Genomic DNA, 26925 nt, shown 5'->3' on the forward strand with positions numbered 1-26925 from the left:
GTGCTGATTTTTGGCTAGGTTCGCCTGCAACGTGCCTGGAGACTGTTACTAACAGGGAAACGTCCGCTTCCGACCCAAATCGGACATAGTTTGTTGCGTTCAATTCGAGCGAGGTGGTAGCGATGAAGGTGGGGGATTCCGTTCGGCTCGCCATCAATGATTGGGAGCGAGGCGAGCAAGAGTCAGCAATGCTGCATGCCTGCAACTCGGTGGACGGAACGGCAAAGAAGATCTATCCGGCTTTGCTCAATAAGCAGCGCTTTACGCAGATGCTTCGCGACAACTACGGCGTCCTTGGGCCGATGGGCGCCCCTGGCATCAATCTTGTTGAAACCCGATTTCCCATAAAGGTCAACAATCCCACTGCGCCCGGCGGAGAGCCGGATCTCGCGGATCTCGTCTATGCCATTCACCGCTGTACGCATGGCCACGGCGATGAATTGCCGGGTGGCTACGAGCTAATTCCCGATGTGGCTGGGCCACCCGGGCTGACCCATGTTGAAATCCGAAAAGGGGGTGGGGTGCGGCTCAGCGACAGGATGATCTTTGGTCTCTTGGCCGTGGCAGTCCTTTCGCCAGCCAACAACGATCAGCGAGTTCCAGACGGATATCACCTCACGTTTGGGCGATCAGCCCGCTTGATGATCAATGACTGGTGGGGCCGCGCTGGTGATTTTCCCGCCATTGCTGCACTTGAGCCCGTCCCGTTGTTGAAGCTTGATTTCAGCAGCTGGGGACGACCCTAGAATTGTTCTCTGTTAAACACGGGATGTCTGCTTCCGACCCATAGCGGACATTAACTTCCATAGAGACGATGGACACTCATTGCCCATGCATCAGATCCCCACGTCTGTCTTCCTGCTTGCCATGGCCGTCACGGTATTCTTCTGGGCGCATCTAGCTTTCGCCCTTCTAGTTCGCTTTGCCGTGCGCCGCGATCAGCGCGTGGTGAAGGCCCTTTTTGCTTCAGACTCATCTCCTGGACTGATGCCGTTCAAGTCCTTTCAGATGCGGGTGAAACTGTTCTTGCCTTGGGCCTCAGCCTGCGAGATGAAGGGGCATTCGAGGTCGGTCAAAGTGTTGCTCTGGTCCGCCAGACTCGCTGGAACCGGCCTGATCGTTGCCTTTCTTCTCGTCGTGGGCGACTGCATTTATCTGGCTTCGAGCGGGGCGTAACCGAATGTCCGCTTTCGACCCGGAGCGGACCTTCGCAATAGCCACCATCCGCCTCAGGTCGCAGGTTGGCTTGCGCAGTCGCACAAAGCCGCTTAGGCTCCGCGCGAAACCCTTGGGGGCTTTATGATCAGAGCAATGCCTTTGCTCTTTTTGCTGCTGATCGCGGGAGCAATCGGGCTGAGCTGGCGCCACTACCAGAACGCCAGGGCACTGCTGAACGACTGGGCCGACGCCAACGGATTGCGCATCCTGCACGCGAAATCCAACACCTTCTGGCTGTCCGTTCCGCTGTCGATGTGGCTCACTACTTCGAAATACCAGATGATCTTTCGCATCTCTGTTTACGACGAATCCATTCATCGCATACGCACAGGCTTGGTGCGGCTCGGCACGCCCATATGGGGCATCATGAACCGGGATGCGGTAGACGTGTTTTGGGACAACCCAAACTGAGGCTTGTCGGGCGATCCAGTGCTTGAGGTTCCCTGGTGTTGGGCGTGGTCGTCCATTTTGTCGGGAACGGCCGCTCTAGGCCCAATGCAACCCTAAGACCCAGGGCTGGGGTCATGCGGCAAAAGCAGGGAATGATGTGACGAGTGGTCGCAAACGCGTACAGGGGTTGGGAGCGCCATCATCACCGCGCCGTATAGCCAGTGTCAGGGGCAATCAACATGCAATTCCGTGAGCTCGAAGAATCAGCATTACAGCTAAACGAACTTTACGAACAGCTTGAAATCAAGAGGTATGGTCGCGTCTGGACCACAGAAGAACTCGCGCTTGGTTTCGTTGGGGATGTAGGCGACCTTGCAAAGCTGATCCAGGCGAACGCAGGTGTCCGAACTATCGAAGACTGCAAGGCCAAACTTGGTCATGAATTGTCCGACTGCTTATGGTCGATTATCGTTCTGGCAAATAAGTGCGGCATTGATTTGGAAGCCGAGTTTTTCAGTAACACCCGGGGGCTGGTCGAACATGTATCTGGCGAACTTGGTACATGACAAAAGGCCACGCGGCGACGAATTCGGCGTCGCCTTGCGTCACCAGGCTAGCGCGTGATGGCTAGCGGTAGGTGCCATCACCAAAGGGCGACCACGAACTTTTAGGCTTTCGATTCCGGCCCGACGCAGCGGTCGCTGCTCGATTGACCCGGTACATAAAGGAAACTTGCATCGTGAAATGGGTTTCAAGATTCCTGTCCATCGCCGTCGTGTCGTGGCTGTCGTCGTTCGCACCAGCATCAGTGGCGGGTGATGCCACCGCGGCAACCGACGTGCTTTTCGTTGCCCGCCACCTTGATGTGCTCTCCTTTCCGAGTTCCATCTATCCCCGACGACGTGACGGAGCACATACCCTCATGGACTACGGATTCACGCACTTCAAGGTGAAGGATCGCGGCGTGGAGTCGATCGAGGACGATGGTGAATGGTGCTTCGCGGTAGAGCTCACGGCGGACCATGGGGACACCAAGGAGCTCTGCATCACGGACCAGGCAACGAACGGTGGTACATATGCCGACCGCTACCCCATCAAAGTTCGGTTGGGGCCTGATGGCTTGTTCCATGCGATAGAAAGGCCCGCAGAAGGGGCGTCTTGTTAGGCTAGAAAGGTGAGGGGGCTGCTTTCGATAGCGCCCGAGCAGGTCAACGCAACCCATGCTGAGCCGGAGCGGACTTCACAATATCAGGGAGGAGATATTGCAATGTACGGACGGAAGCTTTTATTGGCTTTTACCCTTCTTAGCCTGGCTGGATGCTCCCAGACTTTTTCGGCAGGTCCGGCAGGGACATCAGTCGATGGAAAGACATACTTCGTTGTTTATGACGGCCCAGGGAAGAAGTGCCAGGCGCCGACGTTTGATGGCGAAGGATGGAAGGGTGGGTACAACACGCCGTTGCAGGTGTCTGTTGGTCCCCACCGTTATGAATGCGGTGGCACCGTCATTACGTTGAACATGCCCAAGGGCATGATCTACAAGGTCGACTATCGGTTGCTATGAACGAGCGCTACCGACCCGAAGCGAATTCAAAGGGTCTGGGCGATCGTCGCGCTAGGTGGTGAGCTGTCCTCCGGCGGACCGTCATTGGAAAGACGGCTAAGATGGGTGCCCACCCAAGAAACCAGTTCCGGTTTATGGTCGCAGTCGTCACGCAAGATCAATGGTTGAGTACGCCGTGCGGTCGACTTTACGTCAAGCAATGGTCGCCATCGCGTGGTGGATCGGGCCACGCTCCCATCGTGATGTTCCACGATTCACTGGGTAGCGTGGAGCTCTGGCGAGCGTTTCCCGAGCAACTGGCCGAGGCCACTGGTCGCAGCGTGATTGCTTATGACCGGCTGGGTTTTGGGAAATCGGACGCCAACCCGGCGGTGCTTGCCGCCGACTTTATTCGCGATGAGGCATTGGATGGCTTCCAGTCTGTCCGCCAGGGGCTGGGTGTCGTCTCCTTCGTCGCCTTTGGACACAGTGTGGGCGGCGGTATGGCGGTTGGGTGTGCGGCGCGTTTTGGCGCTGATTGCGAAGCTTTGATAACGGTGTCCGCGCAGGCGTTCGTCGAGGATCGAACGCTGCGCGGTATCATGGACGCGCGAGTTGCGTTTGGTCAGCCGGGACAGTTGGAGCGCCTGGCGAAATATCATGGCGACAAGGCTCAATGGGTATTGAGTGCGTGGATCGATACCTGGCTCTCACCAGGCTTTGCGGACTGGAGCCTGGATGCTGATTTGAAGCAGGTCTTCTGTCCCGCCTTGGCGATCCATGGCGAGCAGGACGAGTTCGGATCTGCACTTCATCCCCAACGGATCGCCGAGCTGAGTCGCGGACGGTCTGCCTTTGAAATACTCGCCGATTGCGGCCACTCGCCCCATCGGGAGTATCCAGAAGTCGTTGCTGGCCTGGTCCAGCGATGGCTCGACCAAGCGTGATATGTACGCCGATCAGGGTCCCCGGCCTGCCGATGGGGCCTGGGGAAGGCCGGGCGGACAGTGGTCACATGGCATCACCGGACAGGGCTGCTTCCGACCCGGAGTGGACATGGCTAGGATGGTGTAACGGGGTCCGCTTGGCGATGTGCCGCTCATCTCAGGAGCATTGGCCTAGCTGATTGGGGGCCGCCTTTCCTCTACTGCATGCTCTGCGGTAGTCGACTTTGCTGGGGAACGGTCAGATCGAGATAGGCACTGGTGCGACGGCTATCCAATTCATTGGATGGCCCAGTCGAGGTGATTCGGCAGCTAGCTGCCCATCCTTGGCCAGAATCAGGCAGCGAAAACGGCACGGAGAATCAACTCGAATGAAATTCCAAAGATTCACGACGGTGTTCATGGCTGTCGTGCTTTTGTCGGCGGGTTTCAACGCCTGGGCGGGCCCCGGCGCGGGTCCGGCGGAGGTCGCGGGTTTGGCCGCTCTCAAGCCCGTGCCTGCGGTACTGTCATGCGAAACACTGACATCCGTGGACGTGTCCAAAGAAGTCGGTGCACCGACCCGTTTGACGAGCGCGCGTCTCGAAGGTGACATGTGTGCTGTCACCGGCAACATCGATCCAAGCATCGGATTTCAAATGCGGTTGCCCATGCGAAAGTGGAGCCAGCGCTACCTCCAGCTCGGCTGCGGCGGCCTGTGTGGCCTCATGCGACTGGACATTGAGCACGCCAACGGTTGCGTGCCCGCCGAAAATGGGGAGCTGGTGACCGCGACCACGAATATGGGCCACGAAGGCGCGTCCATGGGCGATGGATCTTTCGGCAGAACGCCCCAACTGCGTATCGACTTTGCCTACCGTGCAGTTCACCTAACGTCGGTGGCAGCTAAGGCGATCATCAGGAGGTTCTATGGTCAGCCCCAAACGTATGCCTACTTCTCCGGCTGTTCCGACGGAGGACGAGAGGCTCTGATGGAGGCCCAGCGTTTCCCTGATGATTTCGACGGTATTGCGGCCGGTGCACCGGCCATGAATTTCCAGCTTCAAAACAGCTTCTATCATGCCTGGCAAGCACGCTCGAACATGGACGCAAAGGGCAAGGCGATCATCACTGCCGACACGTTGCCGATTCTCCATGAGGCGGCGCTGGCGGAATGCGATGCGCTGGACGGTCTCAAGGATAGTCAGATTGACGACCCGCGACGCTGCAACTTCGACCCGGCGGTGGTTCAGTGCAAGGAGGGGCCGGCCGACGCGTCGCGCTGCTTGAGCGCTGCTCAGGTTGAAGCGGCTCGAAAGATCTATGCGGGGCCCACCGATGACAAGGGCCGCCACTTTCTGGTGGGGACCGTGCAAGTCGGGTCGGAGCTCAACTGGAAGGGAGTGTTCGTTCCGGAGCGTGGCGATGGCCCGATTCCCAGTGCAGAGATGGCGATGAGCGCAGTGCGCAATCTTGTCTTTGAAACGAATCCGCCGTCGACCATGCAGGTAACGGATTTCAAATTTGATGAGGCGACGTTCAACAAGCTGGTGCCGTTGCATGGCTTGTACGACGCCACCAATCCCGATATCGCGGCCTTCGTACAGCACGGTGGCAAGCTCATGCTTTGGCATGGCTGGGCCGACCCTCACATCTCGCCGCTCAACACCATCGCCTATTACGACGCGGTCAAGAAACAGTTGGGAAGTGCCGCGGACAATGCGGTTCGGCTGTTCTTGTTCCCTGGCATGGGGCATTGCTTCGGTGGGCAAGGTCCGAACCAATTCGATTTGCTTACGCCCCTGATGCAGTGGGTGGAGTCGCATCATGCGCCTGAGATGATCGTTGCCGGTCGCCCGCGTGTGGAGCCCTTGATGATGGGTCCAGCTCCTGCCGCGGCTCCGGGGCCGGGAGGCAGTCCTGAAGACAGGTCGACGATGCCCAAAGGCACGATGCCGCCGACGATGGGTGGCGCCTCGGGGCTCAAGCCCGCGCTTCCGGTCAATCGCACGCGTCCCATCTTTGCCTATCCGCAAGTAGCTCGTTACGCCGGTAAAGGCGATGTGGACCAGGCAGCTAACTTCGTCGCGGCGACGCCAAGCGATAGTGATCCGTCGATACCGACTTGGCTGGCGGCATCGTTCTATCAGCCGGGCTTCCAGAAGCAATGCGCGGTCAGCGCAGACGGATTGGTTTGCAAGTAGTGGCCAAGATGCAGGTCGAATACCACCGCTTGGTGCCAGCACTTGGCGGACTATGGAATGCATGCACCCCAGCAGCCGAGCGATCTCTTGGCGCGAGTCGCCTTGCTGCCTTCGATCCCACAGGAGGGTCTTCTGCCTGTCAGTGAGGCGCCGCGGAAGCCTGGTTGGGCATGCAACACGCCATCCGCCCGGCCATTTATAGTGTTTTGCGTTGACCGGCCGAATACGCAACCCGAAGCGGAGACTGCGAACTATCTAAATCTTTGACAAGGATGATAGAGCAGTGGAAGGCACTCCCAATGCAATGAATTCGACCGGCGTCGACGTAAATCCATCTGTCCGTTGGCCGTTCCGGATCCTCGCTGCGTTGATCGTCTTGGCCGGCGTGGCCGCAGTTATCGGTGAATTATTTGCCGGCGCGTCGCGCCAAGAGCCCTCAAGATGGCAACTGCTCGCTAGCCTCCCTGGCATTCTCTGGCTCGTGCGACTGGCTTGGTGGGCTGCTGTCCGGGGAAAGTCGCCGCCACACCCTTGCTGGCCGTTCGCTACCGATCGAGTACTGTTCTGCTACTTGGCAGCGTGGATGGCCATAAATTTCTACGCGTGAAAGATCCGCTTCCGACCGATAATGGTCATTCTTGATGCCGCTAATCGGGTCGGCAAACACCCGGGAGAGAGGCTCTGGCCTCTTCTCGGTGTGCGCTATCGCGGATCAGCGGCAATGCACTTAAACCTTGTGGCGCCATGCGACATCCAATGTGGAAGTTGTCTCCCTTCCCTGATTGGAAACTACCCCGATGGATGGCTCACTGAAGTTGCGGAACATGATGGGGCGGCACACCGTATGGAAAATTGTGCTCACGGCCCTCGTCCTGCTTTCTGCTTTTCCAGCCCTGGCTGATTGCGGCGATTGTGCGGCCATTGCCCGGCGCTTTGCCGCGAAGGAGAATTTCAGCGGCGTTGTGCTGGTAGGTCATGGCGAGAAAATCGATTACGCCGAGACCTTCGGACTGGCGGATGCCGGCACTGGCCGAACTATAACGACCGACACGCCGTTCGAAGCTGGATCGATCTCGAAATGGATCGCTGCGATGCTAGTCATGCGGCTAGTCCAACAAGGTCAACTCGGCTTGGATGAGCCGATCTCGACCTACCTGCCAGATTATCGGCGTGACAACGGTGCCAAATTGACGCTACGTAGCTTGATGACTCACAGCAGCGGTGTTCCCAACGACGTCGACGAAGCCATCAAGCGCGATCCATCTATACGCGAGCTATCGCTCAACAACGCTGAAGCTGTGCGCCGCTTCGCCAGTGGTGACCTGCGTTTCGAGCCGGGAACGGATTGGGACTATTCGCACTCCAATTGGCTTCTGGTCAAAGCGATTGTCGAGAAAGTCACCGGGCGGGACTATGCCTCACTGGTAGACGGCTACTTGATCCAGCCGCTCGCTCTGCATCACAGCGGCATCTACAGCGGTAGCTCGTTGGCGGTGTCGGGTATGGCGCGCGGTTACCGGCAGCCCGCCCCTCAACCCGAGCCGCTCGACAAACCGATACCGAACTTCATGGTGCTTGCTGGGGGATTCTACGCCAGCGCTAACGATCTCTTCGCCCTGATGAACGGCCTTTTTACAGGCAGGATTCTGTCGGTTGAATCCACGCACACCTTGATGGCCGTTGAGCGTCCCGCTCAGAACTATGCCCTGGGCGGACGTACCAAAACATTGGCATTCGCCGGCGTGAGCCATCCCGTTGCCTGGGAGTACGGTTCCAATGGCGCCTTTCGCGTATTGGCTTGGCGCACGCTGGATGATGGGCATACCGTCATCGTGATGAACAACACGAGCTTCGATCACATGAAGATCGGAGAGCTTGGCACGGCAATGCTGGAGGCCAGCTATCGTTGATTCGTTCGGTGGTCCGAACGCCGTATCAGGGGTCCTGGATGGCATCCATGTTGAGTGGTGTAGCTTTTGGCGACTGCGTTTTGATGCTGTCACGTCCGCCGTTCTGGCTCGTGCCGCTCGAAAACAAGCAGGTGACCCGTCTGCTTTCGACTCATAGCGGACGTCATTCGCACAACGGCGAGGCAGCACAACTTGAACGGGAGCGGCGATTCGCATGATGGAAGGTAGTTGCCACTGCGGTGCGATTCGCCTGAAGCTTGCGACCGCTCCAGATCACGTAATCGACTGCAACTGTTCAATCTGCAGAAGGCATGGTGCGCTCTGGGCGATATTTGAGCCAAGAGCAGTGACTATTTCTGGTCAATTGGAGTCTTTGCGCGCCTACGTCTGGGGACGACGAACGATCCGCACCATGCACTGCGTAATCTGTGGATGCGTGACTCATTGGGAGCCCATTAACTCCCAGGACGAGCCAAAGCTTGGGATCAATATGCGTAACTTTAGTCCTTCATCGGCGACCGGCTTTAGGGTGCGCCGCTTCGACGGGTCTGATAGCTGGACTTATCTTGATTGAAGTGTCCGTTTTCGACCCGTCGCGGACAGTTCTGACAGGGGCGCAGTAACGGATGGCACAAGCTTGCCGCTAGTGTGCTCTACGAGGGGGAAGTAAGTCATGCAACGCATTGTGGGACCTGTCATGTTCATGGCAGCGCTATCCGTCAGCCTGGTCTCTGTGGTCTACGATGCCAAGCCGGCCAGAGGCTATATCTATGATGGGGGGGCGGGCTGGATAACGTGGCGATAGTCATCGATGTCGGAAGAACCTGGATAGACGTACAGGGAAAGGAACACGTACGCATAGGTGCTGCAGGTGGCGACTTTGGCGGTTCCTATGATGATTGTGGTAATCAGGCCTTCTATTGCATGACAGGGGGGCTGGAAATCGTCATTCCGAAGGCCATGCCGATGAAGGAGTGGACGTACCACGGTCTGTACTGCAAGAACGTCGCCAAGCTGGGAAGCGACAGCTATCGCATCATGTGCCAGTCACCGAACTACCGTGGGCGGCCCACCTATACATATTCACTTTCGCGCGGGGTCATCTCGATCGAGAGCTCCCCCGTGGCCAGCTATAACAAGTTCGAGTTGCGCGGCGATCGAGGGTTGTTCTCGCCGGGAAATAATCCTTAGCGGACGATGCAAAGCGTCCACCCCCGGTCCGAAGCGGACACCACATGGCGCTGTGCCTTCCGCTCTCAGGTGCTGAATTCAGTCGTCGTGGGGCTGGGAAGCTTGGCGCCGTTTGCAGGAACTCTGGCGCTTTTTGCTAGTTACCCAAGGGCATTCTGGGGACACAATGCCGAATAATCGCCTTGGGAATCGATCATGGTCGCCATCAAAACAACTCAGCCCGTCATGGTCACGGGCGCCACGGGGTACGTCGCCGGGTGGATCGTCAAGGAACTGCTCGATGCGGGTTTGACGGTACACGCTCCGGTTCGCGATCCGGATGATCGTGCGAAAGTGGATCATCTTGAGGCGTTGGCGGCGGGAAGCACGGGATCTATCCGCTTGTTCAAGGCGGACTTGCTTGAACCCGGTTCATATCGTGACGCGATGGCCGGATGCGAGGTGGTCCTTCATACGGCTTCGCCGTTCAAGGTTGACGTCAAGGATGCCCAAAAAGAACTTGTAGACCCTGCGCTGCTCGGGACCCGCAACATATTGGAAGAGGCCAGTCGCACGAGCAGCGTCAGGCGCGTGGTCCTCACCAGCAGCTGTGCCACCATCTATGGCGATAATGCCGATCTCTTGAAGACGCCGGCAGGTGTTTTTACCGAGGACATCTGGAATACCAGCTCTTCGCTCCAGCACAACCCGTACTCGTACTCGAAAACCGTCGCTGAGAAGGAGGCGTGGGCGATTGCGCGGAAGCAAGGCCGCTGGAACCTCGTCGTGTTGAATCCCTCCCTGGTCGTTGGACCTTCGCTCAACGACCAGCCGACATCGGAGAGCTTCGCGATGGTGAAGAGAATGGGTGACGGATCGCTCCGCATGGGGGCTCCGCGCTGGGGTTTCGGAATGGTCGACGTTCGTGACCTGGCGAAGGCTCATCTGGCAGCAGCTTTCACGCCAGCTGCGTCGGGTCGCCATATCATCAGCGGCCACGATACCGACCTTTATGAAGCAGCGCGGCTGTTGCTTCCCAGGTACGGTAGCCGTTACCCCATACCCAGGCGGGTGATGCCGAAATGGTTGTTGTGGTTGATCGGTCCGATGGCAGATGGCGGCCTGACCCGCCAGGCCGTATCGAAGAACGTGAATCTTCCGTGGAAGTCTGATAATGGTCGCGGCGTGAAGAATCTTGGCGCAACCTATCGTCCGCTCGAGGTTTCAATGAACGACATGTTCGAACAGATGGTTGATCGTGGTGTTTTCACCAAGGCCTAGATCGAGTTGCAAGCGACCGCCGAGGACATGGGGTTGCCTCTGTTTCACTCATGGGGCGCGTGACCTCGGTTGGAACAAGGCATGGGTATGGATGTCATGACGACCAGACAAGCAAGCCGTTTCGCGGTGCAACCGGGCTGGCGTCTGATCCTGCGTGATGCCGGCATCAGTGCGGCGGATGCGTTGTCATATGCCGGACTTCCTGCGGATCTTTTCACCCGCAAAGATGCGTCGTTAACCCCGGCGGAATATTTTCGTCTTTGGCATGGCCTGGGGGCTGCGGCCGGGGAGCGGAACGTCGCTCTCACGCTGGTTCGCGCCATCTCGGTGGAGGCGTTTGACCCGCCGATCTTTGCGAGCCTTTGCAGTCCTCACCTGAATGTTGCACTGTCACGGCTGGCTGAGTACAAGCGCTTGATAGGCCCGCTAACATGCGATGTGCTCATCGGTCCGGAATTCACGCAGGTCACGCTCGCTTGCTATGGACAGGATGATCCGCTTCCCCCAAGCCTTGGGGTATTCGAAGCGCTGTTCCTGGTCCAGCTCGCACGGCTGGCCACTCGCTTTGACGTGAAGCCGACTATCTGTCAGCTGGTGACGCTTCCGCCGGAAGCAACGCAGTGCGAGGCGTTCTTGGGTTGCCCCATCGAGCTCGGTCAATCCAACATCATTCGATTCTCGGCAGAGGATGCCACTCGTCCCTTCCTGACCGAGAATGTGGCGATGTGGGAGGTTTTCGAGCCCGACCTGCGTGTTCGTCTGTCGAAGCTTGATGTGGGGGCAACCATGGGTGAGCGGGTCCGCGCAGCCCTCCTTGATATGCTTCCTAGTGGGCAATCGTCCATTGACCAGGTGGCGAAGCGACTCGCCGTGAGCAGGCGTTCGCTGCAGCGCCAACTCGAAAAAGAACGTATTCCATTTCGCGACGTGCTCAATGGCGTGCGTAGCGAATTGGCCAGTCACTACCTGCTGCATTCCGACCTCGCGCCAGGGCAGATTTCCTACCTTCTGGGGTTTGGAGACGCGAATTCGTTTCTTCGGGCATTCAAGGGCTGGACGGGAATCACCCCGGGTGAGTTTCGCCTGGAGCGGTCGGATCGTCCTTTGGCGCACGCCTTGCGTTAGTCGCACATTGATGACGCACCTGATGGGTGGGTTGCGTCGTGGGAGATTCGATTGGGCTGAGCGATCCCTGGCGATGCCCGGCCATCGACAGCTCATGGGCCTTTAGAATGGAACTTGCGTCAAGCGTCCGCCATCGCCCCGAAGCGGGCAAGCCATGGGCAGGAAAAGGGCCAGTCATGCCGAACGGGAGCACATGGATGAAACGGCGATCGAGTCTCTTGCTGTGTGTAAGCTTGCTTTCAACTGCCGGCCTGGTGTTTGCCGCGTCCGATCCTCCGGCCGGACACATCACCGGGGTGGGTGGGGTTTTTTTCAAGGCGAAAGATCCAAAGGCGCTCGCCGCGTGGTATCGCGACGTCCTTGGCATGCCGGTGGAAGCCTGGGGCGGCGCCGCGCTGCGCTACGACGCACCCAAGCATCCACCCGTACTGGCCTGGAATGCGTTTCCTGCCTCGACGAAATACTTCGCACCGTCGGACAGTGGATGGATGATCAACTACGCCGTCGACGACATGGATGCGCTGCTTGCGCGGCTGCGCGCCAAGGGCGTCACCGTCCTCAAGCGCGACGACAGTGATCCGAATGGCCGGTTTGCGTGGATCCTGGACCCCGAAGGAAACAAGATCGAGCTGTGGGAGCCCAAGCACTAGTTGGCCGCTGCGGTGTGCGCGGGGTGATGCAACGTGTCGGGTGGCGATCATCGTCGCTGGGCTGAAGCAGCGCGCCACCGATCGGGCAGGCGACCGGGCGAGCGTATGCATTTTCGTCGCAGGTGATGGCGTAGATGTACGACTTTGGACGCGTCAGGGCAGGCAGCGGTGGGCAGGCCATGGCGGATGCTATCCCGGGTCTTCTCGCCAACGGACAAAGGGTGGCATCTTGCCGGGTTCGTCCAGATAAGCTCGTTCGCCAAGGGCGACGCCGAAACTGCACTTTCCAACGGAGAATCCTTCATGAGCCTACCCCTGCTGGATCGCACCAATTGCGCGTTGATTTTCGTGGATCAACAGGCCGGTCTGGCCTTTGGTGTCGGCTCGGAAGACCGCCAGGTGCTGCTCAACAATTCGATCGCCCTGGCGAAAACGGGAAAGGTATTTGGGCTGCCCATCGTGGCGTCCACATCGGCTACCAAGGTGTACAGCGGGCCGATGATGCCGGCATTGCAGCGCGCCATCCCCGAGGTGGCTGCGATCGACCGGCGCAACATGAACGCCTGGGAGGATGACACGGTCCGTGAAGCGATCATCCAGACCGGCCGCAAGAAGCTATTGGTCTCCGGCATGCTGACGGAAGCTTGCGTGAGCTTCCTGGCACTATCGGCGGCGAACGATGGCTACGAGGTCTTCGTGGTGGGCGACGCCTGCGGCGGACTTACCTTGCGCAGCCACGAGCTTGCATTGACGCGGATGCAGTCGGCCGGTATCCACATGACAAGCTGGATCCAGGTGCTGCTTGAACTGCAGAGGGACTGGACACGACATGACACCTACGACGGCGCCAGGGCCATTGTGGAGGAGTTCGGGGGCGGCTATGGGATCGGGCTCGCCTATTCCCGTGACATGATCAAGCCTTGATGACCTCCGGAGGACGCATGCCCGAGCAGCAGAGGCTGGGACGTTGGCAGGACGTATCGATCGACATTGCTGCCCGGGACGGCGTGACGGTGGATGTGGATCTGTCCTTTGCCTGCATGTTCGCCCGTGAGCTGGATGGTGGACCGCATGGCGGGTTGCTTCATCTGGACAATGCACTGTCGGGCCTGCTGGTACGTTTGCGCGATGAGGGCGCATTCCTGGGTGAGGCGACGGAGACGCTGTTGCTCAGTCAGCCGCCTCCGGCCATTGCGGCGCGGGCGGTGATGGTGATCGGCATAGGCGATCCGGCCCAATGGACGACGGCAGTGACGGCCCGGGCAGTCGCCACCGCGGTCCGTGCTGCGATGCAACTGGGCGCCACCAGTGCCGCATTTGCGCCGAGCCTGCTCGACACGGGGCTGGCGCCCGAGGCCACGGCTGGTGTCGCCACGGCCATGGCAAAGGCCTTGACCCGCGCCATCGACGCCCAACTGAGTGTAGCGAGATACGGCCTGGCGCCGGCGCCCTCATTGCGCCGGTGGGTGTTTGATGTCGGCGCGGCGGGCTTCACGGCCGCAGCCGAGCAATTCAAGGCCGCCTTGAACCCATGAGTGGATCGTCGGTCAGGCGCACTCGATCAAACCGCTTCCGAAGTCAGTTGGCCTGACGTGGGGAGGCAAAGCCGATGGCCGGGCGAGCGCCGGCCGGGTTGCCTAGGACCTGGGTTCGCCGGGGTTTTCCTCGGCGAGAAGGCGATCCAGGTTTGAGTTGAGGCGTCGTAGCAGGTCCACCAGCATCGTGATCTCGGCCTTGCTGAAGTCGTCGAACGCCTGCCGGTTACCCGCATTCATCACTTCCCGGACCTTCGGGATTTTCGCCATGGCACCGCGGGTGAGCGAGATCAGGCTGCTCCGTCCATCGGCAGGGTCTGGCGAGCGTTGGATGAGCCCGTCACGCTCCATGCGTGAAAGCATCTGGGCCATGGATGGCTGTTCGATCTTGGCGAGCGTTGCCAGTTGCTTCTGCGACATCGAGCCACCATCGCGCAAAAGGTAGACAACCGGCATCTGACCGATGGCAAAACCCAGCGGCTTGACCTGGCGATCGCCAAGCCTGGCGAAGCTACGCGAGGCCATGTTGATAAGGGGAGCGGGATTGTCGAACAGGCTCCAGTCGACGGACCTTGACATATAGATAGTCACCTATATTGTTATATAGGTTCCAATGTATATGGGCGTAGAGGTATTGTCGATGAGCAGTCAGCCACGTATCGCCATCATCGGGGCAGGCCCCGGCGGCCTCGCCCTGGCCCGCATCCTTGCCCTGGGAGGAATGACCTCGACCGTACTGGAGCGTGAAGCCCATGCCGGGGTCAGGCCGCAGGGCGGCACGCTTGACCTGCATGCGGACTCCGGCCAGCTGGCGCTGCGGCGGGCTGGCCTTGAGCAGGAGTTCCTCGCCATTGCCCGCTACGAGGATCAGGGCGGCCGCCTGTGCGACAAGCACGGCAGGCTGCTGTTGGCCGATGATGACGCCAGCGAGGGCGACCGTCCCGAGGTTGATCGCACGGCGCTAAGGAACATGCTGCTGGCCTCGCTTCCCGCGCAGGCCGTGCGTTGGGATCACGCGGTCTCTCGCGTGCAGCCCAACGCCGATGGAAGCTACGACGTCATCTTCGCGCACGGCGACAGGCAGACATTTGACCTTGTGGTGGGAGCGGACGGAACCTGGTCGACGGTACGGCACCTGGTGTCGCGCTACGAACCACAGTACACCGGGCTTACCTTCATCGAGTTCGGCCTCGATGACGTGGACGTGCGCCATCCGGCGCTTTCCGCGATGGTGGGCCGGGGCAAGCTTGGCGTCGAGGGCAATGATGGTCGTGCGCTTATTGTCCAGCGCAACGGCAATGCGCATCTGCGCGGCTACGCCATATTCCGGGTGCCCGTGGACTGGGTCAGCCATCACTTCGACTTCTCGTCGCCGGCGATTGCACGCGGGCAACTCGTCGCAGAGTTCGATGGCTGGGCGAGCAGCGTGCTCGATCTCATCCGTGCAAGCAACGACCAGATCGTTGCCCGGCCAATCTACGCGTTGCCGGTCGGCCACCACTGGGCCAACCGCGTTGGCGTGACGCTCCTGGGCGATGCGGCCCACGTGATGTCGCCCTTCGGTGGCGAGGGAGTAAACGCAGCGCTCCTGGATGCCGCCGAATTGGCGCGGCGCCTGGTGGAGACCGATGACTGGCGGTCCGCCGTCAGGGACTATGAGAGCGACATGTTCTCGCGCGTCGAGGCAGCGGCGAAGGCGTCCGCCGAAGCGGCCGCCACCGAGCTATCGCACGTGGCGATCAGCCTGAGCCTGGATGCCATGAAGGGGCATATGCGTAATCGACCAGGTTCCTGATCGGGCGCGCGCGTGAGCATGCCGGCAGGGTAGTGCTTCGCTGCAAACCGCTGCAGGCCAAAGGCGCGTGGACTCCTGTCGTGTGAAGTCCACGCACCTGTCGCGGATGGTGCACCTGCCGCGCCGGAGCTGGCCTCAGTTGGCCACGGCGGCCTTTTCAATGAGGCGCGCTACCACTTCGGGATGCGACACCATCACGACATGCGACGCGCCCTTGACGACCACCACGTCCTTGGCCGCGGCACGCTTGGCCATGAAGGCCATGGCCTGCGGCGGGATGTTCTTGTCGGCATCGCCGTAGACCCACCACGACGGGATGGTCTTCCAGGAGGCCTGGCCAGCCTTTTCATCGAGCGCTGCCTGCAGCAGGGGACGCTGCGTGGCCGCCATCAGCGCGGCTTCGCCGGCCGGCACGTCCGCCGCAAACTGCGCGGGGAACTTGTCCTGCACGATGTACAGGTCCTTGCCGCCATCGGCCAGCTCGGCCGGCGGGGCGAGTGCCTGGCCCAGCGTGCTGCCCGGGAACTTGCCGGTCAGTTCACCCAGGGTTTCGCCTGTGTCAGGGGCGAAGGCGCTGACGTAGACCAGCGACTTCACGTTGGCGTGCCCATTGGCTGCCTCGGTGATGACGTTGCCGCCATACGAATGACCCACCAGCACCACCGGTCCCTTGAGGTCGCCGACCAGGCTGCTGATGTAGGCACCATCGCTCTTGGCGCCGCGCAGGGGATTGGCCGCGGCAATCACGAAATAGCCGTCCTTCTGCAGGATCTTGGCCACGCCGTTCCAGCTTGACGCATCGGCGAAGGCGCCGTGCACCAGCACGATGAAGGGTTTCTGTGCCGGCTTGGCCATCTGCGCCGATGCATTGATGGCGAGCATCGCGGTGACGCACAGCGCAAGCGCGACGAGGATCTTTTTCATCTCACATCTCCTTGAGGTTTTGGTATGGCATGAACGGACGTTGTCGCGACGCGGATCAGGGGGCCAGGCGCGTAAAGACCAGGTCGTGGTCTTTCACCTTGGCCTGGTGACAGGCGAAGCACGTACGGTGCTGCGCTTCATCGGCCGGCTTGCCATCGATGAACCGGCCAAAGCCCCAGCCGCCCGTGGCGGCGTACCGCTTGGAGTCCTTGACCATCACCTGCACCGTCGAGGCAGCACCGGGAATGGTCGCCGGCTCGAACTCCGGCGACGGCTTGCGCTTCCACGCGAGCTTGACCAGCACGGCGCCGTCCGGAAATGGCAAGCTCTGGCTCCGGTAGGCCTTGAGCGCGGCGGCGTTGCCCACCACCACGCGCAATTCATCGAGCGGTGCGGCTTCCTCGGCCGGTGCGATCAACTCCCATTGGCGGTAACCGTCGGGCAAGGTGACGCCGTAGATGGGCGATGCCTGGCTCTTGCCCATCAGGTCCGCTGCAAACGCCATGGTGGCCATCGCGATGGAGGCACCGGCCACGGCCAGCATGGCAACGTGAGTCCGTTTCATTGGGTTTCCCTCCGCCGCGCGGGATCAGAGATGATCGGCATCGATGACTGCCTGGGTGAAGGCCGCCGGGGCTTCCTCAGGCAGGTTGTGGCCGATGCCGCCGGTGATCAGGCGAAACTCGTACTTGCCGGTGAACTGCTTGGCATAGGCTTCCGGTGCCGGATGCGGAGCGCCGTTGGCGTCACCTTCCATGGTGATGGTGGGTACCGAGATCGTCGGCAGCTTCGCCAGGCGGGCCTCCAGCGCCGCGTACTTCTCCTCGCCCTTGGCCAGGTCGAGGCGCCAGCGGTAGTTGTGGATGGAGATCGCGACGTGGTCCGGGTTGTCCAGCGCCGCGGCGCTGCGCTCAAAGGTGGCGTCGTCGAAGTTCCACTTGGGCGAGGCCAGCTGCCAGATCAGCTTGGCGAAGTCGCGGTGGTACTTCTGATAGCCTTCCTGGCCACGCTCGGTCGCGAAGTAGAACTGGTACCACCATTGGTACTCGGCCTTGGGCGGCAGCGGTGCCTTGCCGGCTTCCTGCGTGCCGATCAGGTAGCCGCTCACGCTGACCAGCGCCTTCACCCGTTCCGGCCATAGCGCCGCGACGATGTCGGCCGAACGCGCGCCCCAGTCGAAGCCGCCGAAGACGGCTTGCTTGATGTGCAGCGCGTCCATGAAGTCGATCACGTCCTGCGCCAGGGCAGCAGGCTCGCCATTGCGCGCGGTATTGGCGGACAGGAAGTGCGTGTCGCCGTAGCCGCGCGCATACGGCACCAGCACGCGATAGCCCTTCGCCGCCAGCGCAGGCGCCACCTGCTCGTAGCTATGGATGTCGTACGGCCAGCCGTGCAGCAGGATCACCACCGGACCGTTGGCCGGCCCCATCTCCGCGTAGGCCACGTCGAGCACGCCGGCATGCACATGCTTGAGTGCACCCCAGGCCTCGGGGGTGGCGGCCGGTTGTGCCGGTGCCGATTGCGCATGCGCCTGGCCGAGCAGGCCTGCCTGGATCACCAGTGCGGCCGTGAGCGCTGTGCGCAGCAAGCCGCGAGCCGAAACGTTCTTTTTCAACTGCATGGGATGTCTCCGGTAGGGAAGCGGTTCGTTGAAAGAGACTGCAGCCGTTCCTTCGGCAAACGGGGTTGTCAGGTTTCGTCGAGCAGGGCCAGCGCCTGGTTCCTGTATTCGTCCGGCACCTGCAGTTGGATACCACCCGTGCCGCCCTCCATGGCGAAGTCGACACCGACGACCTGGGCCTCGATGCCGGCGGCATCCAGCCGGATCCTGGCCAGTTCGGCGGAAAGTCGTGTGCTATAGCTGCGGATCGTGATCATCGTGGTCTTGCCCTGGAATAATCGGCATCGATCGCCGGACGCGTCCGGCGCGCACGACTACCGTTTGGCGTAGTCGGTAAAGACGTAATCCCGGCCTTTTACGATCGTGTGGCAGGCGAGCCCGCACTTGGCATCGTTGCCCTGCGGCGGTTTGCTTGCCTGTGTGCCCGGCGCAAAGGTGTCGGTTTCGGGGGCGCGGTCGAATACGGCGTAGCCCCAGCCGCCACTGTCCGCAAAGCGCTTGCTGTCCTTGACCATGAAGTCGACGTCTTGCTGGTGGGCCGGCACGGTCGCTGCAGGGAAGGTTTCCATCTTCTTGGTGTTCCAATGGACCTTGGCCATCTTCGAGCCATCGGGGAACGGTTTGCCGTTGCCCGGAATACCCGAGCGGTAGGCGTTGATCATGGTCGGGTTGGCCAGAATGACGGCCAGAAGCCCGCCGTCCTCACTCACCGACACCACCTCCCAGTTCTCGTATCCCTTGAATTCGGAGAAGGCGAGGCCGCCAGGAGCCTTCAGGGCGTATTTGTCCTGGGCTGTTACGGCAAGCGCTGCGCCACCCAGTGTTGCCGTCATCAACAGCACTGCTGCAATCGAGCGCGTTTTCCTGGTTTTCATGGCGGGTCCTTCCTGGCTGGAGTGGGTGGGGGCCAACTCTTTAAGGCGGTCGCCCGCGTGTTTTGGTCGATCACCGGTCCATCTGACTTTCGTTGCGTGGGGACATCACGTGCGTGGCCATGCGATCAATGCTTCATTTCTGGCGGGTCGTCGGGATCGTTGATCACCACGCTCCTGCGTCCGAACATGCGGGCATCGACGGAGTAGCCACCCGGGCCGAGCAGCGCCAGTGCAACGGCCACGGGCACAGAGATTCCGGCGCACGCCCATGCCGCGCCGCCCGAACGGATCAGTGCATAGACCCCGATCAAGGCGCAAAACGAAGCGAGCAAGGGTGTTGCGAAGCCAATGAGCAACAGGAAGCAAAGTATCTCCAGCATCCATGCGAGTGCCGGGAATCGGGCTTGCATCGACTGCGTCGCCAGGCATAGCGCGAGCGCTGCCGTCAGGCGCAGGCAAAGCAAACCGATACCGGGTAAGCCGACCGGAAACATGGAGAATAGGCGCTGCATGGCCATAGCCTAGGCGCGCCCGGATGTGGCTGCGACCCCACATGGTGGAGAACTGGAGTCACCCTTTTGAGGCATTGCCACCGGGCGGCATGCGTGGCTGGTGGCAACTCGAGCATTTTCAATCCAGCCGGGTTCGGCGAAGATTGAACGTCCGTTGGCCGATGGCAGAGAGGAAGGGCAGTGGCTTACCGCTCGGACTGGTTCTCCCTCCTTGGGCGTCGCTGCCTTCCCTGGATCCGTTGCGCATCGGTGCTTGCACTCGTCGCCATGCTTGGCGCCAGTGGCCTTGCGCACGCGGTCGATGCGGGTCGCCTGCTTTCACAGTACGGGCATACCGCCTGGCGATTGCAGGATGGGGAACTTCCCGCCTCCGCCTATCCGATCGGGCAAACCTCGGACGGCTATTTGTGGATCGGCACGCAGACCGGTGTGGTGCGGTACGACGGTGCGCGCTTCGTAGCGCTCGATACCCTGACCGCCAGTCGCTTGAGCAGCTCCTTCATCCTGGCGCTCCTGGGCGCCAGGGACGGCAGTTTGTGGATAGGTACCACCAAGGGCCTGAGCCGCTGGAAAGACGGCAAGCTGACCGACTATGGCGCGTTCGATGGCGGAGTGAACTCGCTCGCCGAGGACAAGGGCGGCAAGATCTGGCTCTCGACGTACAACAAGGAACTGAAGCCGTTATGTGAAGTGACAGATACCGGCACGACATGCCATGGCAAGGATGATGGCCTGGTCGTGTCCCGCATGTGTTGTGACCGGATGATCACCGACCACAACGGTACCTTCTGGATGGGCTCGGATGTTGCCGTGGTGGAGTGGAGCGAACATGCTTCGTCCAGGACGTTTCCCATCGAGGCGAAGGTCAAGGCGGACACGCCTGGCATCATCATCCTCTCCCGGGAATCCACCGGTGCGTTGTGGGCGGGCTTGCCCCTGACCGGAGCCGGGCTTGGCCTGCAGCGCCTGGTCAAGGGCCAATGGCAGCCTTTCGAGGCCGATGGCATCACGGGAAGCTCGCTGGCGGTCCAGGCCATGTACCGGGATCGTGAAGGTGGGCTCTGGATAGGCACCATCGATCACGGCATTTATCGCTACGTCGCGGGGCGAGTGGATCATTTCGACAGCAAGGACGGCTTGACCAGCGACTGCATCTACGCCTTCTTCGAAGACAAGGAGGGAAACGTATGGGTCTCGACGTCGGGCGGCATCGATCGGTTTCGCGACTTCCGGGTCTGGAGCTACACGACCCGGCAAGGTTTGACCGTCGATGACATCGATTCGGTGGCGGCGAGCCGCGACGGAAGAATCTGGGTAGGCACGGCGGGAGCCCTGGATGTCCTCGACCACGGTCGCATCCAGTCGCTCCGCTTCGGCAAGGAGTTGCCAGGCAACCAGGTGACCTCGTTGCTCGAGGACCACGCAGGCCGCCTGTGGGTGGGCGTTGACCAGGGCCTCTGGATCCATGCGGATGGAAAGTTCTCCGCGGTCCTCGACCAGCATGGCAAGCCGTTGAAGGGCATGGTGTACGGGCTGGCGCAGGATGCCAGTGACGACATGTGGGCCGTCGTGCGCGCCTACCCCAACAAGCTCGTCCGCATACGGGATGGCCAGGTCGTGGACGAATTCGCCGCTCCCCGATATCCCGTACCGCGCAGCCTCGCATCCGATGCGGCGGGCACCGTCTGGGTTGGCACGGTCGACGGTGAGCTGACCCATCCGGGCGAGGCGGGAGGGCTGGCGCCAACGCACCTGGACACGCCCATCGTGGAGTTGGCTGTTGCCGGGGACGGCTTGGTGCTCGGCGGCAGCAGCAAGGGGCTGGTCGCGTTCAAGGATGGGGTTCTTCGAGTCCTATCCAGCAAGGATGGACTTCCCTGCGATGAAGTCAATGGTGTGGTCGACGGTGACGCCAGGTCGTTGTGGCTGCAAATGGGCTGCGGCCTGGTCAGGCTTGAACGTTCCGACGTCGAAAGCGCCCTGCATGATCCCACGCATACGACGAGTGCGAGGGTATTCGATGCGATCGACGGCGTACGTTCCGGCCTGTCCCCGTTCCAGCGGGTGATCACACGCGATCCGGATGGCAGGCTGTGGTTCGTCAACGGCGCGTCGCTGCAGACGCTCGACCCTCGCGCAAGCGTGGCCAGCGATGCCGCGTTGCCCATCCACATCGAGCGGCTGACCGCGGACGGAAAAACCTACCCGCTGGACGACAAGCTGGCGCTGCCTGCCTTGACGCGCAACATACAGCTGGACTACACGGCGATAGAACTCGCCACGCCGCAGCACATCCGCTTCCGTTATCGGCTCGATGGACGTGACCGCGGCTGGATGGATGCGGGTTCGCGCCGCCAGGCGTTCTATACGGACTTGCCGCCGGGTACCTACCGGTTTCGTGTGGCCGCCAGACTGGACGGCAGCGCGTGGCAGGAAAGCCCCGCGGCGTTGAGCTTCACCGTACTGCCGGCGTTCTACCAGACCAGCCTGTTCACGCTGCTGGTGGTGGCCGTGATCGCGTTTGCGCTTTGGCTGCTGTTTTCCTGGCGTGTCGCGCATATCAAAGTCCAGATGCGTACGCTCTTCGAGGAGCGGCACGCCGAACGCGAGCGCATTGCGCGCGAGCTGCACGATACGTTCCTGCAGGCTGTGCAGGGATTGATGCTGCGCTTCCAATCGGCCATGGAGCGTATTCCGCCCTCCCAACCGGCGCGCGAGCTCATGGAGGGCGCGCTCGATCACGCCGACAAGGTCATCATCGAGGGCCGCGACCGGGTGACCCAGTTGCGGGCCCTTGAGCACAGGGAAGCCGATCTGGAGTACGCGCTGCAGCAGCTTGGCGCGGAGTTCACGCGTGACAGCCGCATCACGTTCGGGCTCACGGTGGAAGGTGCACACCGGCCGGTCGACCCTGCCGTCGGCGACGAAGTGCTGCGCATCGCACGGGAGGCGATGTCCAATGCCCTGCGCCATGCCAAGGCCAGCCGCATCGACGTCAGCCTGTGCTACGAACGAAAGCGATTGACGCTGGCCATCACCGATGACGGTGTAGGCTTTGACGTGGACGCGATCGCCCAAAAGGCGCCCGCCGGTCACTGGGGCCTGAAAGGCATGCATGAGCGTGCAAGAAGCCTTCGCGCACGCCTGACGCTTTCCAGCCGGGCGGGCGCGGGTACGGCGGTGGAGCTGGTGGTGCCGGCGGCCATGGCCTTCCGCCGGCCGACGAGCAGGTGGAGCCGGCGCATGCGCCTGCTACGCCAGATATTCGCCGGACGCAGCACGAGTACGAGAACCCTAGACCATGACGAAGTATGAAACGCCTATGCCGACCAGCGACGTCGAAGTGATTACGGTGCTGGTGGTCGATGACCATCCGCTCTTGCGCGATGGGGTCGCCTTCGCGCTTTCCGGCGAGGCGGACATGCGCATCGTGGCGCATGCGGCGGATGGTCGTTCGGCGATCGAGGCGTTTCGCACCCATCGGCCGGAGGTTACCCTGATGGATCTGCAGTTGCCCGACATGAGCGGGGTCGATGCGATGCGTGCCATCCGCTCGGAGTTCGCCGAGGCACGCATTCTTATTCTTACCACCTACCGGGGCGATGCGCAGGTGAGCCATGCATTGCGCCACGGTGCCAGCGGGTTTCTGCTCAAGGCCTCGCTACGGAAGGAGTTGCGCGACGCCATCCGCGCGGTGCGCGCCGGTCGGCGCGTCATCGATCCTGACGTGGCCTCCGACCTGGCGGTGCACGTGGGCGGCGACACGCTTTCCGAGCGCGAACTGCAGGTCTTGCGCACGGTGGCGCGCGGGTACGCGAACAAGCAGATTGCGTCGGAGCTTGGGGTCAGCGAGGACACCGTCAAGTCGCACATGAAGAGCATCCTGTCCAAGCTCGACGCGCAGGACCGCACGCACGCGGTGGTGACCGCGATAAAGCGGGGCATCATCCAGATATAGCCCCGGGCGGCGCTTCGCAGCGCGCAGATGCCCGGGTGGATACAAGGGCTTCTGGCCTGCGCGCCGGCAACCCGCCGGGATGGATCAGAGCGTCATGCCGCCATCGATGGTGAGGCTCGCGCCCGTCATGTAGCGGGATGACGAGCCGGCCAGGTAGGAGACCAGATCAGCGATGTCGTCGGCCTGGCCGACCTGCCCCAGCGGCACCATGTCCTTGATGCGCTCGATATGCTCGGCCGTCATGTCGGTTTCGATGGGGCCCGGCTGGATGTTGTTGACGCGGATGCCGCGGGGGGCGAGATCGAGCGCGAGCCCCTTGACCATGGCCGCCACCGCAGCCTTGCTCATGCCATAAACCGTCCCCGCGGGCGACAGTGGGCGTACCGCCGTGTTGCTGCCGATGGTGATCACGCGTCCGTTCTCGCCCATGTGGGCCACTGCTGCCTGGATCGCCACGTACACGCCGCGCACGTTGACCTGCAGCACCTGGTCGAGATCGGCGAGGGTGAAGGCGTCCACCGTGCCCAAACGGAGTATGCCGGCGTTGACCACCACCACATCGAGTCGGCCGAAATGCTCAACCACTATGTCCACGGCCTGCCGGATGGCCGTGGCGTCGCCGCTGTCCGCCTGCACGGCGATGGCCTCGCCGCCTTCGGCCACGACGGTGTCCACCACCCGCTGCGCGCTGTCGGGGCGAGAGACGTAGGTCAGGCCAACGGCATAGCCATCGCTTGCGAGGCGGCGGGCCACCGCGGCACCGATGCCGCGTGAGCCGCCGAAGACAAGAGCAACCTTTTCCTTGTTGCGGACACCAGTGTTCATACGCATCCTCGTTATGGAATAATCAGTCAATAAATGGTCGAGAAAAGCCGCCATGGCCGGCGACGGTAAACGGGGGGCTAGGCCTGCAGGCGATCCACGGCAAAGCGGGCGAGGCGCTGCAGCTGCGACTTCCTGGCCCCGCTTCGAGCGGCAAGCTGGATGCCGGTCATGCTCATCATCAGGTAGTCAGCGGCTTCGCTCGCGCTCAAGGACGGATCGATTTCGCCGGCCTCCTGTCCCTCGCGGATCCGCTTGGCCAGGCGACCGTGCAGGTAGCTCGAAGCTTTTGCGCGCAATTGGGACAGCTGTGGATCGCTCGTTCCAAATTCGCAGGCGGAGCCCACGCCCATGCAACCCAACGCTCGCAGCGCATCGTCATCCACCACCAGGCCTTCGAGCATATCCCGCAGGCCCTGCAAGGGCGAGGCGGGCGCCTGCAGCCGATGCAGATGAGACGAGGTGGAATGGTTCTGGTAGCCCGTGAGCGCTTCCACGTAAAGCTGCCACTTGTCGCCGAAGGCGTTGTACAGACTCTGCCTGCCGATGCCCATGGCCTTGACCAGATCGTCGGTGGACGTTCCGGCGTAACCCTTGGCCGAAAAAGCCAGACGGGCCTGCTCAAGGGCAGTGTCTCGATCGAACTCGCGCGGTCTGGCCATGGCATCAAGCTACCGATTATTGACTGATACATCAATAATTGAGTGCAAGGGGCAGGGTGTCCGTTCAGGTTGCCTGAAGGTAGTCATCCACGGCGCTGCCCACGGTGGGGTGAAAACTCTTGTCGCCGATGATGTCCATCAATTCGAAACGCCTGAGCTTGTCACGCACCGGGTCCTTCATTTCAGCGAAATGGAGTGCGATGCCACGGTCGCGCAAGATGCGGCTCAGGTCCCGCAGCATGTCGGCGGACGTGACATCGATGCTGGTCACCGGTTCGGCCGCCACGATCACTCTTTGTACTGGCGTGGGAGAGGCATCGATGGCCTCGAGCAGGCGTTCCTGGAAGAGCTCGGCATTGGCGAAGAAGAGCGGTGCATCCCAGCGAAACAGCACGAGCCCCGGGACTCTCTCGTCGTGGGGATAGCGCTTGGTGTCGTGGTATCCGCGCAGGCCTTCCACGCGCCCGAGCACCGCGTAATGCGGGCGCCAACCATCCCACAGGAACTCGATGACGGCGATCGCCACGGCCAGGCAGATGCCCGGGATGGTGCCCAAGGCCGCGACACCGGTGAAGCAGGCAATGGATAGCCAGAATTCCCACTGCTGGATCCGGTAGATGCGTTTGAGGTCGGCGAACTCGAACAGGCCGAGCGCCGCCGCAATGACGACAGCCGCCAGGGCGCTGCTGGGCAAGTTGCGCATCACGTTGGGTGCTGCCATCAGCAGTATCGCTACCGCCACCGCGCCCACGACACCGGTCATCTGGGTTCTGGCGCCGGCCGCCTCGGCGACCGGCGTGCGCGACGAACTGCTGCTGACCGGGAAGCCCTGGAAGAAGCCTGCGGCAAGGTTGGCCATACCCAGGCCGACCATCTCCTGGTTGGGATTCACGCGGGTATGGAAGCGGGCCGCAAAGGTACGCGATAACACGCTGGTATCCGCGAACGAGATCAGGCCCACGGCGCAGCCGCCAAGCAGGATCCTCACCGGGTCGGCATCGCTGGCCCAGGGAATGACGAAGGATGGCAAGCCTTGCGGAATGGTGCCAAGCACCTGCACGCCTAATGCGTCGAGCTTGAATAGGGCGACGCACAGCGTTGCCAGGATGACGGCGATGAGGATCGTCGGCAGCCGCTGGTAGCGCTTGAGCGACAGGATCAGTACGAGGCAGCCTGCACCCACGGCAAAGCTGTACCAGTTGGCTTGTCCCGCCACGATCGCCTTTCCAAGGCTCCATACATCGCGCAGCGGGCCGCGGCTATCGATGGAAATGGCGAACAGCCTTGGCAGCTGGCTGATCAGGACCGTCAGCGCGATGCCATTCATGTAACCGTATCGGATCGGCTTGGACAGCAGTTCGGTGATGAAGCCAAGCCGCAGCCATCCCAGTACGATGCAAAACAGGCCAGACACGACGGCCATCATGCCGGCGATCGCGATGGCCCGCGACGGATCGCCGAAGGCCATGGGCGCGACGATGGCAAGGATCGGCGCCGCAAGGGCGGAGTCCGGGCCAAGCACCAGGATGCGACTGGGGCCGAACAGGGCATACGCAAGCAGCGGCACGATCGTGGCGTAGAGTCCGTAGACACCCGGCACGCCCGAAGCCTCGGCATAGGCGATGCCAACAGGCACCAGCATGGTGGTCAGGACCAGGCCGGCGCCGATGTCTCTCGGCAGCCAGGCGGCCTGATATTCCCGCAGCATCGCGATGCCCGGCAGCCAGCGCGCCCAAGCCGGCCTCCCGTCCGTCAACGATTCAACCGGGAGGCTTGGTCCGTCGGATGGCATGCGTTCCTCGCTTGC

Annotated in this window: 28 protein-coding genes; 18 read left to right on the forward strand and 10 right to left on the reverse strand. The window is 61.6% G+C overall.

The annotated features are described in order from the left end of the window. Positions 1 to 122 precede the first annotated feature (122 nt). The 15 genes from DVU99_RS11165 to DVU99_RS11235 all read left to right on the forward strand — a co-directional run bounded on the left by DVU99_RS11165 (position 123) and on the right by DVU99_RS11235 (position 13949). On the forward strand, positions 123 to 746 hold the full coding sequence (locus DVU99_RS11165) for a hypothetical protein (protein WP_157971410.1): 624 nt from the start codon (positions 123 to 125) through the stop codon (positions 744 to 746). Positions 747 to 831: 85 nt separating this feature from the next. After that, positions 832 to 1176 (forward strand): hypothetical protein, encoded by a 345-nt coding sequence (locus DVU99_RS11170; RefSeq protein WP_114240297.1) that lies wholly within the window; start codon positions 832 to 834, stop codon positions 1174 to 1176. A gap of 135 nt (positions 1177 to 1311) precedes the next feature. After that, positions 1312 to 1629, forward strand: a complete 318-nt coding sequence (locus DVU99_RS11175) for a hypothetical protein (RefSeq protein WP_232823565.1) — start codon at positions 1312 to 1314, stop codon at positions 1627 to 1629. Between the two features lie 218 nt (positions 1630 to 1847). Continuing rightward, entirely contained in the window at positions 1848 to 2174 is a 327-nt protein-coding gene (locus tag DVU99_RS11180) for a nucleotide pyrophosphohydrolase (RefSeq protein WP_114240299.1), read from the forward strand. A 173-nt stretch (positions 2175 to 2347) separates the two neighbouring features. Continuing rightward, the gene (locus tag DVU99_RS19755; RefSeq protein ID WP_157971411.1) at positions 2348 to 2773 is read left to right on the forward strand and encodes a hypothetical protein; all 426 of its coding nucleotides are present in this window, start codon (positions 2348 to 2350) and stop codon (positions 2771 to 2773) included. A gap of 102 nt (positions 2774 to 2875) precedes the next feature. Then, positions 2876 to 3172, forward strand: a complete 297-nt coding sequence (locus tag DVU99_RS19760) for a hypothetical protein (protein WP_157971412.1) — start codon at positions 2876 to 2878, stop codon at positions 3170 to 3172. A 134-nt stretch (positions 3173 to 3306) separates the two neighbouring features. Further along, complete coding sequence (locus DVU99_RS11190; protein ID WP_114240421.1) at positions 3307 to 4098, forward strand: alpha/beta fold hydrolase; 792 nt, start codon at positions 3307 to 3309, stop codon at positions 4096 to 4098. A 368-nt stretch (positions 4099 to 4466) separates the two neighbouring features. Then, positions 4467 to 6278, forward strand: coding sequence for a tannase/feruloyl esterase family alpha/beta hydrolase (locus DVU99_RS11195; RefSeq protein ID WP_114240301.1), 1812 nt, complete (start codon positions 4467 to 4469; stop codon positions 6276 to 6278). Between the two features lie 797 nt (positions 6279 to 7075). Continuing rightward, positions 7076 to 8188, forward strand: coding sequence for a serine hydrolase (locus DVU99_RS11200; protein WP_198670278.1), 1113 nt, complete (start codon positions 7076 to 7078; stop codon positions 8186 to 8188). A 795-nt stretch (positions 8189 to 8983) separates the two neighbouring features. Continuing rightward, on the forward strand, positions 8984 to 9379 hold the full coding sequence (locus DVU99_RS11210) for a hypothetical protein (RefSeq protein WP_157971413.1): 396 nt from the start codon (positions 8984 to 8986) through the stop codon (positions 9377 to 9379). Between the two features lie 195 nt (positions 9380 to 9574). Then, positions 9575 to 10639, forward strand: a complete 1065-nt coding sequence (locus DVU99_RS11215) for an NAD-dependent epimerase/dehydratase family protein (RefSeq protein WP_114240304.1) — start codon at positions 9575 to 9577, stop codon at positions 10637 to 10639. Positions 10640 to 10720: 81 nt separating this feature from the next. Continuing rightward, positions 10721 to 11764, forward strand: a complete 1044-nt coding sequence (locus tag DVU99_RS11220) for an AraC family transcriptional regulator (protein ID WP_198670279.1) — start codon at positions 10721 to 10723, stop codon at positions 11762 to 11764. 176 nt (positions 11765 to 11940) lie between these two features. Further along, positions 11941 to 12414 (forward strand): VOC family protein, encoded by a 474-nt coding sequence (locus DVU99_RS11225; RefSeq protein WP_232823566.1) that lies wholly within the window; start codon positions 11941 to 11943, stop codon positions 12412 to 12414. A gap of 303 nt (positions 12415 to 12717) precedes the next feature. Continuing rightward, positions 12718 to 13338 (forward strand): hydrolase, encoded by a 621-nt coding sequence (locus DVU99_RS11230; protein ID WP_114240424.1) that lies wholly within the window; start codon positions 12718 to 12720, stop codon positions 13336 to 13338. Between the two features lie 17 nt (positions 13339 to 13355). Further along, positions 13356 to 13949: a M17 family peptidase N-terminal domain-containing protein gene (locus DVU99_RS11235; protein WP_232823567.1), complete on the forward strand. Its 594-nt coding sequence runs from the start codon at positions 13356 to 13358 to the stop codon at positions 13947 to 13949. Positions 13950 to 14051: 102 nt separating this feature from the next. Here the strand turns inward: DVU99_RS11235 and DVU99_RS11240 are convergent, their stop codons facing one another. Next, complete coding sequence (locus DVU99_RS11240; protein ID WP_114240307.1) at positions 14052 to 14528, reverse strand: MarR family winged helix-turn-helix transcriptional regulator; 477 nt, start codon at positions 14526 to 14528, stop codon at positions 14052 to 14054. A 61-nt stretch (positions 14529 to 14589) separates the two neighbouring features. Here DVU99_RS11240 and DVU99_RS11245 point away from each other — a divergent pair, with 61 nt between their 5' ends. Beyond that, positions 14590 to 15744 carry an NAD(P)/FAD-dependent oxidoreductase gene (locus DVU99_RS11245; RefSeq protein ID WP_114240308.1) on the forward strand — a complete coding sequence of 385 codons (1155 nt, stop codon included), beginning with the start codon at positions 14590 to 14592 and terminating at the stop codon, positions 15742 to 15744. Positions 15745 to 15879: 135 nt separating this feature from the next. Here the strand turns inward: DVU99_RS11245 and DVU99_RS11250 are convergent, their stop codons facing one another. The 6 genes from DVU99_RS11250 to DVU99_RS11275 all read right to left on the reverse strand — a co-directional run bounded on the left by DVU99_RS11250 (position 15880) and on the right by DVU99_RS11275 (position 19676). Continuing rightward, positions 15880 to 16668 carry an alpha/beta fold hydrolase gene (locus DVU99_RS11250; protein ID WP_114240309.1) on the reverse strand — a complete coding sequence of 263 codons (789 nt, stop codon included), beginning with the start codon at positions 16666 to 16668 and terminating at the stop codon, positions 15880 to 15882. 55 nt (positions 16669 to 16723) lie between these two features. Further along, positions 16724 to 17233: a cytochrome P460 family protein gene (locus DVU99_RS11255; protein ID WP_114240310.1), complete on the reverse strand. Its 510-nt coding sequence runs from the start codon at positions 17231 to 17233 to the stop codon at positions 16724 to 16726. A gap of 24 nt (positions 17234 to 17257) precedes the next feature. After that, on the reverse strand, positions 17258 to 18289 hold the full coding sequence (locus DVU99_RS11260; protein ID WP_114240311.1) for an alpha/beta fold hydrolase: 1032 nt from the start codon (positions 18287 to 18289) through the stop codon (positions 17258 to 17260). 68 nt (positions 18290 to 18357) lie between these two features. Next, a complete protein-coding gene (locus tag DVU99_RS11265) occupies positions 18358 to 18546 on the reverse strand; it encodes a hypothetical protein (protein WP_114240312.1) in 189 nt (62 codons plus the stop codon). Between the two features lie 57 nt (positions 18547 to 18603). Next, positions 18604 to 19164: a cytochrome P460 family protein gene (locus DVU99_RS11270; protein ID WP_114240313.1), complete on the reverse strand. Its 561-nt coding sequence runs from the start codon at positions 19162 to 19164 to the stop codon at positions 18604 to 18606. A 125-nt stretch (positions 19165 to 19289) separates the two neighbouring features. Then, positions 19290 to 19676 carry a hypothetical protein gene (locus DVU99_RS11275; RefSeq protein WP_114240425.1) on the reverse strand — a complete coding sequence of 129 codons (387 nt, stop codon included), beginning with the start codon at positions 19674 to 19676 and terminating at the stop codon, positions 19290 to 19292. 249 nt (positions 19677 to 19925) lie between these two features. Between DVU99_RS11275 and DVU99_RS11280 the strand changes: the two genes are divergently transcribed. Both DVU99_RS11280 and DVU99_RS11285 read left to right on the forward strand, forming a co-directional pair. Then, positions 19926 to 22991 (forward strand): sensor histidine kinase, encoded by a 3066-nt coding sequence (locus DVU99_RS11280; protein WP_157971414.1) that lies wholly within the window; start codon positions 19926 to 19928, stop codon positions 22989 to 22991. After that, positions 22978 to 23634 carry a response regulator transcription factor gene (locus DVU99_RS11285; protein ID WP_198670280.1) on the forward strand — a complete coding sequence of 219 codons (657 nt, stop codon included), beginning with the start codon at positions 22978 to 22980 and terminating at the stop codon, positions 23632 to 23634. Before DVU99_RS11280 ends, DVU99_RS11285 begins: the two co-directional genes overlap by 14 nt. Before the next feature lie 84 nt (positions 23635 to 23718). Here DVU99_RS11285 and DVU99_RS11290 read toward each other — a convergent pair whose 3' ends face one another. The 3 genes from DVU99_RS11290 to DVU99_RS11300 all read right to left on the reverse strand — a co-directional run bounded on the left by DVU99_RS11290 (position 23719) and on the right by DVU99_RS11300 (position 26910). Next, positions 23719 to 24513: a 3-oxoacyl-ACP reductase family protein gene (locus DVU99_RS11290; RefSeq protein ID WP_198670281.1), complete on the reverse strand. Its 795-nt coding sequence runs from the start codon at positions 24511 to 24513 to the stop codon at positions 23719 to 23721. Between the two features lie 23 nt (positions 24514 to 24536). After that, positions 24537 to 25118, reverse strand: coding sequence for a TetR/AcrR family transcriptional regulator (locus tag DVU99_RS11295; RefSeq protein WP_114240317.1), 582 nt, complete (start codon positions 25116 to 25118; stop codon positions 24537 to 24539). A gap of 64 nt (positions 25119 to 25182) precedes the next feature. Further along, entirely contained in the window at positions 25183 to 26910 is a 1728-nt protein-coding gene (locus tag DVU99_RS11300; RefSeq protein ID WP_114240318.1) for a SulP family inorganic anion transporter, read from the reverse strand. Between the last annotated feature and the right edge of the window lie 15 nt (positions 26911 to 26925).

The organism is Dyella sp. C9 (assembly GCF_003332825.1).
GTDB lineage: Bacteria > Pseudomonadota > Gammaproteobacteria > Xanthomonadales > Rhodanobacteraceae > Dyella.

Excerpts from the sequence above, each read along its gene's own strand:
- DVU99_RS11165 (WP_157971410.1), top strand. The coding sequence starts at position 123 with ATGAAGGTGGGGGATTCCGTTCGGCTCGCCATCAATGATTGGGAGCGA.
- DVU99_RS11170 (WP_114240297.1), top strand. The coding sequence starts at position 832 with ATGCATCAGATCCCCACGTCTGTCTTCCTGCTTGCCATGGCCGTCACG.
- DVU99_RS11175 (WP_232823565.1), top strand. The coding sequence starts at position 1,312 with ATGCCTTTGCTCTTTTTGCTGCTGATCGCGGGAGCAATCGGGCTGAGC.
- DVU99_RS11180 (WP_114240299.1), top strand. The coding sequence starts at position 1,848 with ATGCAATTCCGTGAGCTCGAAGAATCAGCATTACAGCTAAACGAACTT.
- DVU99_RS19760 (WP_157971412.1), top strand. The coding sequence starts at position 2,876 with ATGTACGGACGGAAGCTTTTATTGGCTTTTACCCTTCTTAGCCTGGCT.
- DVU99_RS11190 (WP_114240421.1), top strand. The coding sequence starts at position 3,307 with ATGGTCGCAGTCGTCACGCAAGATCAATGGTTGAGTACGCCGTGCGGT.
- DVU99_RS11195 (WP_114240301.1), top strand. The coding sequence starts at position 4,467 with ATGAAATTCCAAAGATTCACGACGGTGTTCATGGCTGTCGTGCTTTTG.
- DVU99_RS11200 (WP_198670278.1), top strand. The coding sequence starts at position 7,076 with ATGGATGGCTCACTGAAGTTGCGGAACATGATGGGGCGGCACACCGTA.
- DVU99_RS11215 (WP_114240304.1), top strand. The coding sequence starts at position 9,575 with ATGGTCGCCATCAAAACAACTCAGCCCGTCATGGTCACGGGCGCCACG.
- DVU99_RS11220 (WP_198670279.1), top strand. The coding sequence starts at position 10,721 with ATGGGTATGGATGTCATGACGACCAGACAAGCAAGCCGTTTCGCGGTG.
- DVU99_RS11225 (WP_232823566.1), top strand. The coding sequence starts at position 11,941 with ATGCCGAACGGGAGCACATGGATGAAACGGCGATCGAGTCTCTTGCTG.
- DVU99_RS11230 (WP_114240424.1), top strand. The coding sequence starts at position 12,718 with ATGAGCCTACCCCTGCTGGATCGCACCAATTGCGCGTTGATTTTCGTG.
- DVU99_RS11235 (WP_232823567.1), top strand. The coding sequence starts at position 13,356 with ATGCCCGAGCAGCAGAGGCTGGGACGTTGGCAGGACGTATCGATCGAC.
- DVU99_RS11240 (WP_114240307.1), bottom strand. The coding sequence starts at position 14,528 with ATGTCAAGGTCCGTCGACTGGAGCCTGTTCGACAATCCCGCTCCCCTT.
- DVU99_RS11245 (WP_114240308.1), top strand. The coding sequence starts at position 14,590 with ATGAGCAGTCAGCCACGTATCGCCATCATCGGGGCAGGCCCCGGCGGC.
- DVU99_RS11250 (WP_114240309.1), bottom strand. The coding sequence starts at position 16,668 with ATGAAAAAGATCCTCGTCGCGCTTGCGCTGTGCGTCACCGCGATGCTC.
- DVU99_RS11255 (WP_114240310.1), bottom strand. The coding sequence starts at position 17,233 with ATGAAACGGACTCACGTTGCCATGCTGGCCGTGGCCGGTGCCTCCATC.
- DVU99_RS11260 (WP_114240311.1), bottom strand. The coding sequence starts at position 18,289 with ATGCAGTTGAAAAAGAACGTTTCGGCTCGCGGCTTGCTGCGCACAGCG.
- DVU99_RS11265 (WP_114240312.1), bottom strand. The coding sequence starts at position 18,546 with ATGATCACGATCCGCAGCTATAGCACACGACTTTCCGCCGAACTGGCC.
- DVU99_RS11270 (WP_114240313.1), bottom strand. The coding sequence starts at position 19,164 with ATGAAAACCAGGAAAACGCGCTCGATTGCAGCAGTGCTGTTGATGACG.
- DVU99_RS11275 (WP_114240425.1), bottom strand. The coding sequence starts at position 19,676 with ATGCAGCGCCTATTCTCCATGTTTCCGGTCGGCTTACCCGGTATCGGT.
- DVU99_RS11285 (WP_198670280.1), top strand. The coding sequence starts at position 22,978 with ATGACGAAGTATGAAACGCCTATGCCGACCAGCGACGTCGAAGTGATT.
- DVU99_RS11290 (WP_198670281.1), bottom strand. The coding sequence starts at position 24,513 with ATGGCGGCTTTTCTCGACCATTTATTGACTGATTATTCCATAACGAGG.
- DVU99_RS11295 (WP_114240317.1), bottom strand. The coding sequence starts at position 25,118 with ATGGCCAGACCGCGCGAGTTCGATCGAGACACTGCCCTTGAGCAGGCC.
- DVU99_RS11300 (WP_114240318.1), bottom strand. The coding sequence starts at position 26,910 with ATGCCATCCGACGGACCAAGCCTCCCGGTTGAATCGTTGACGGACGGG.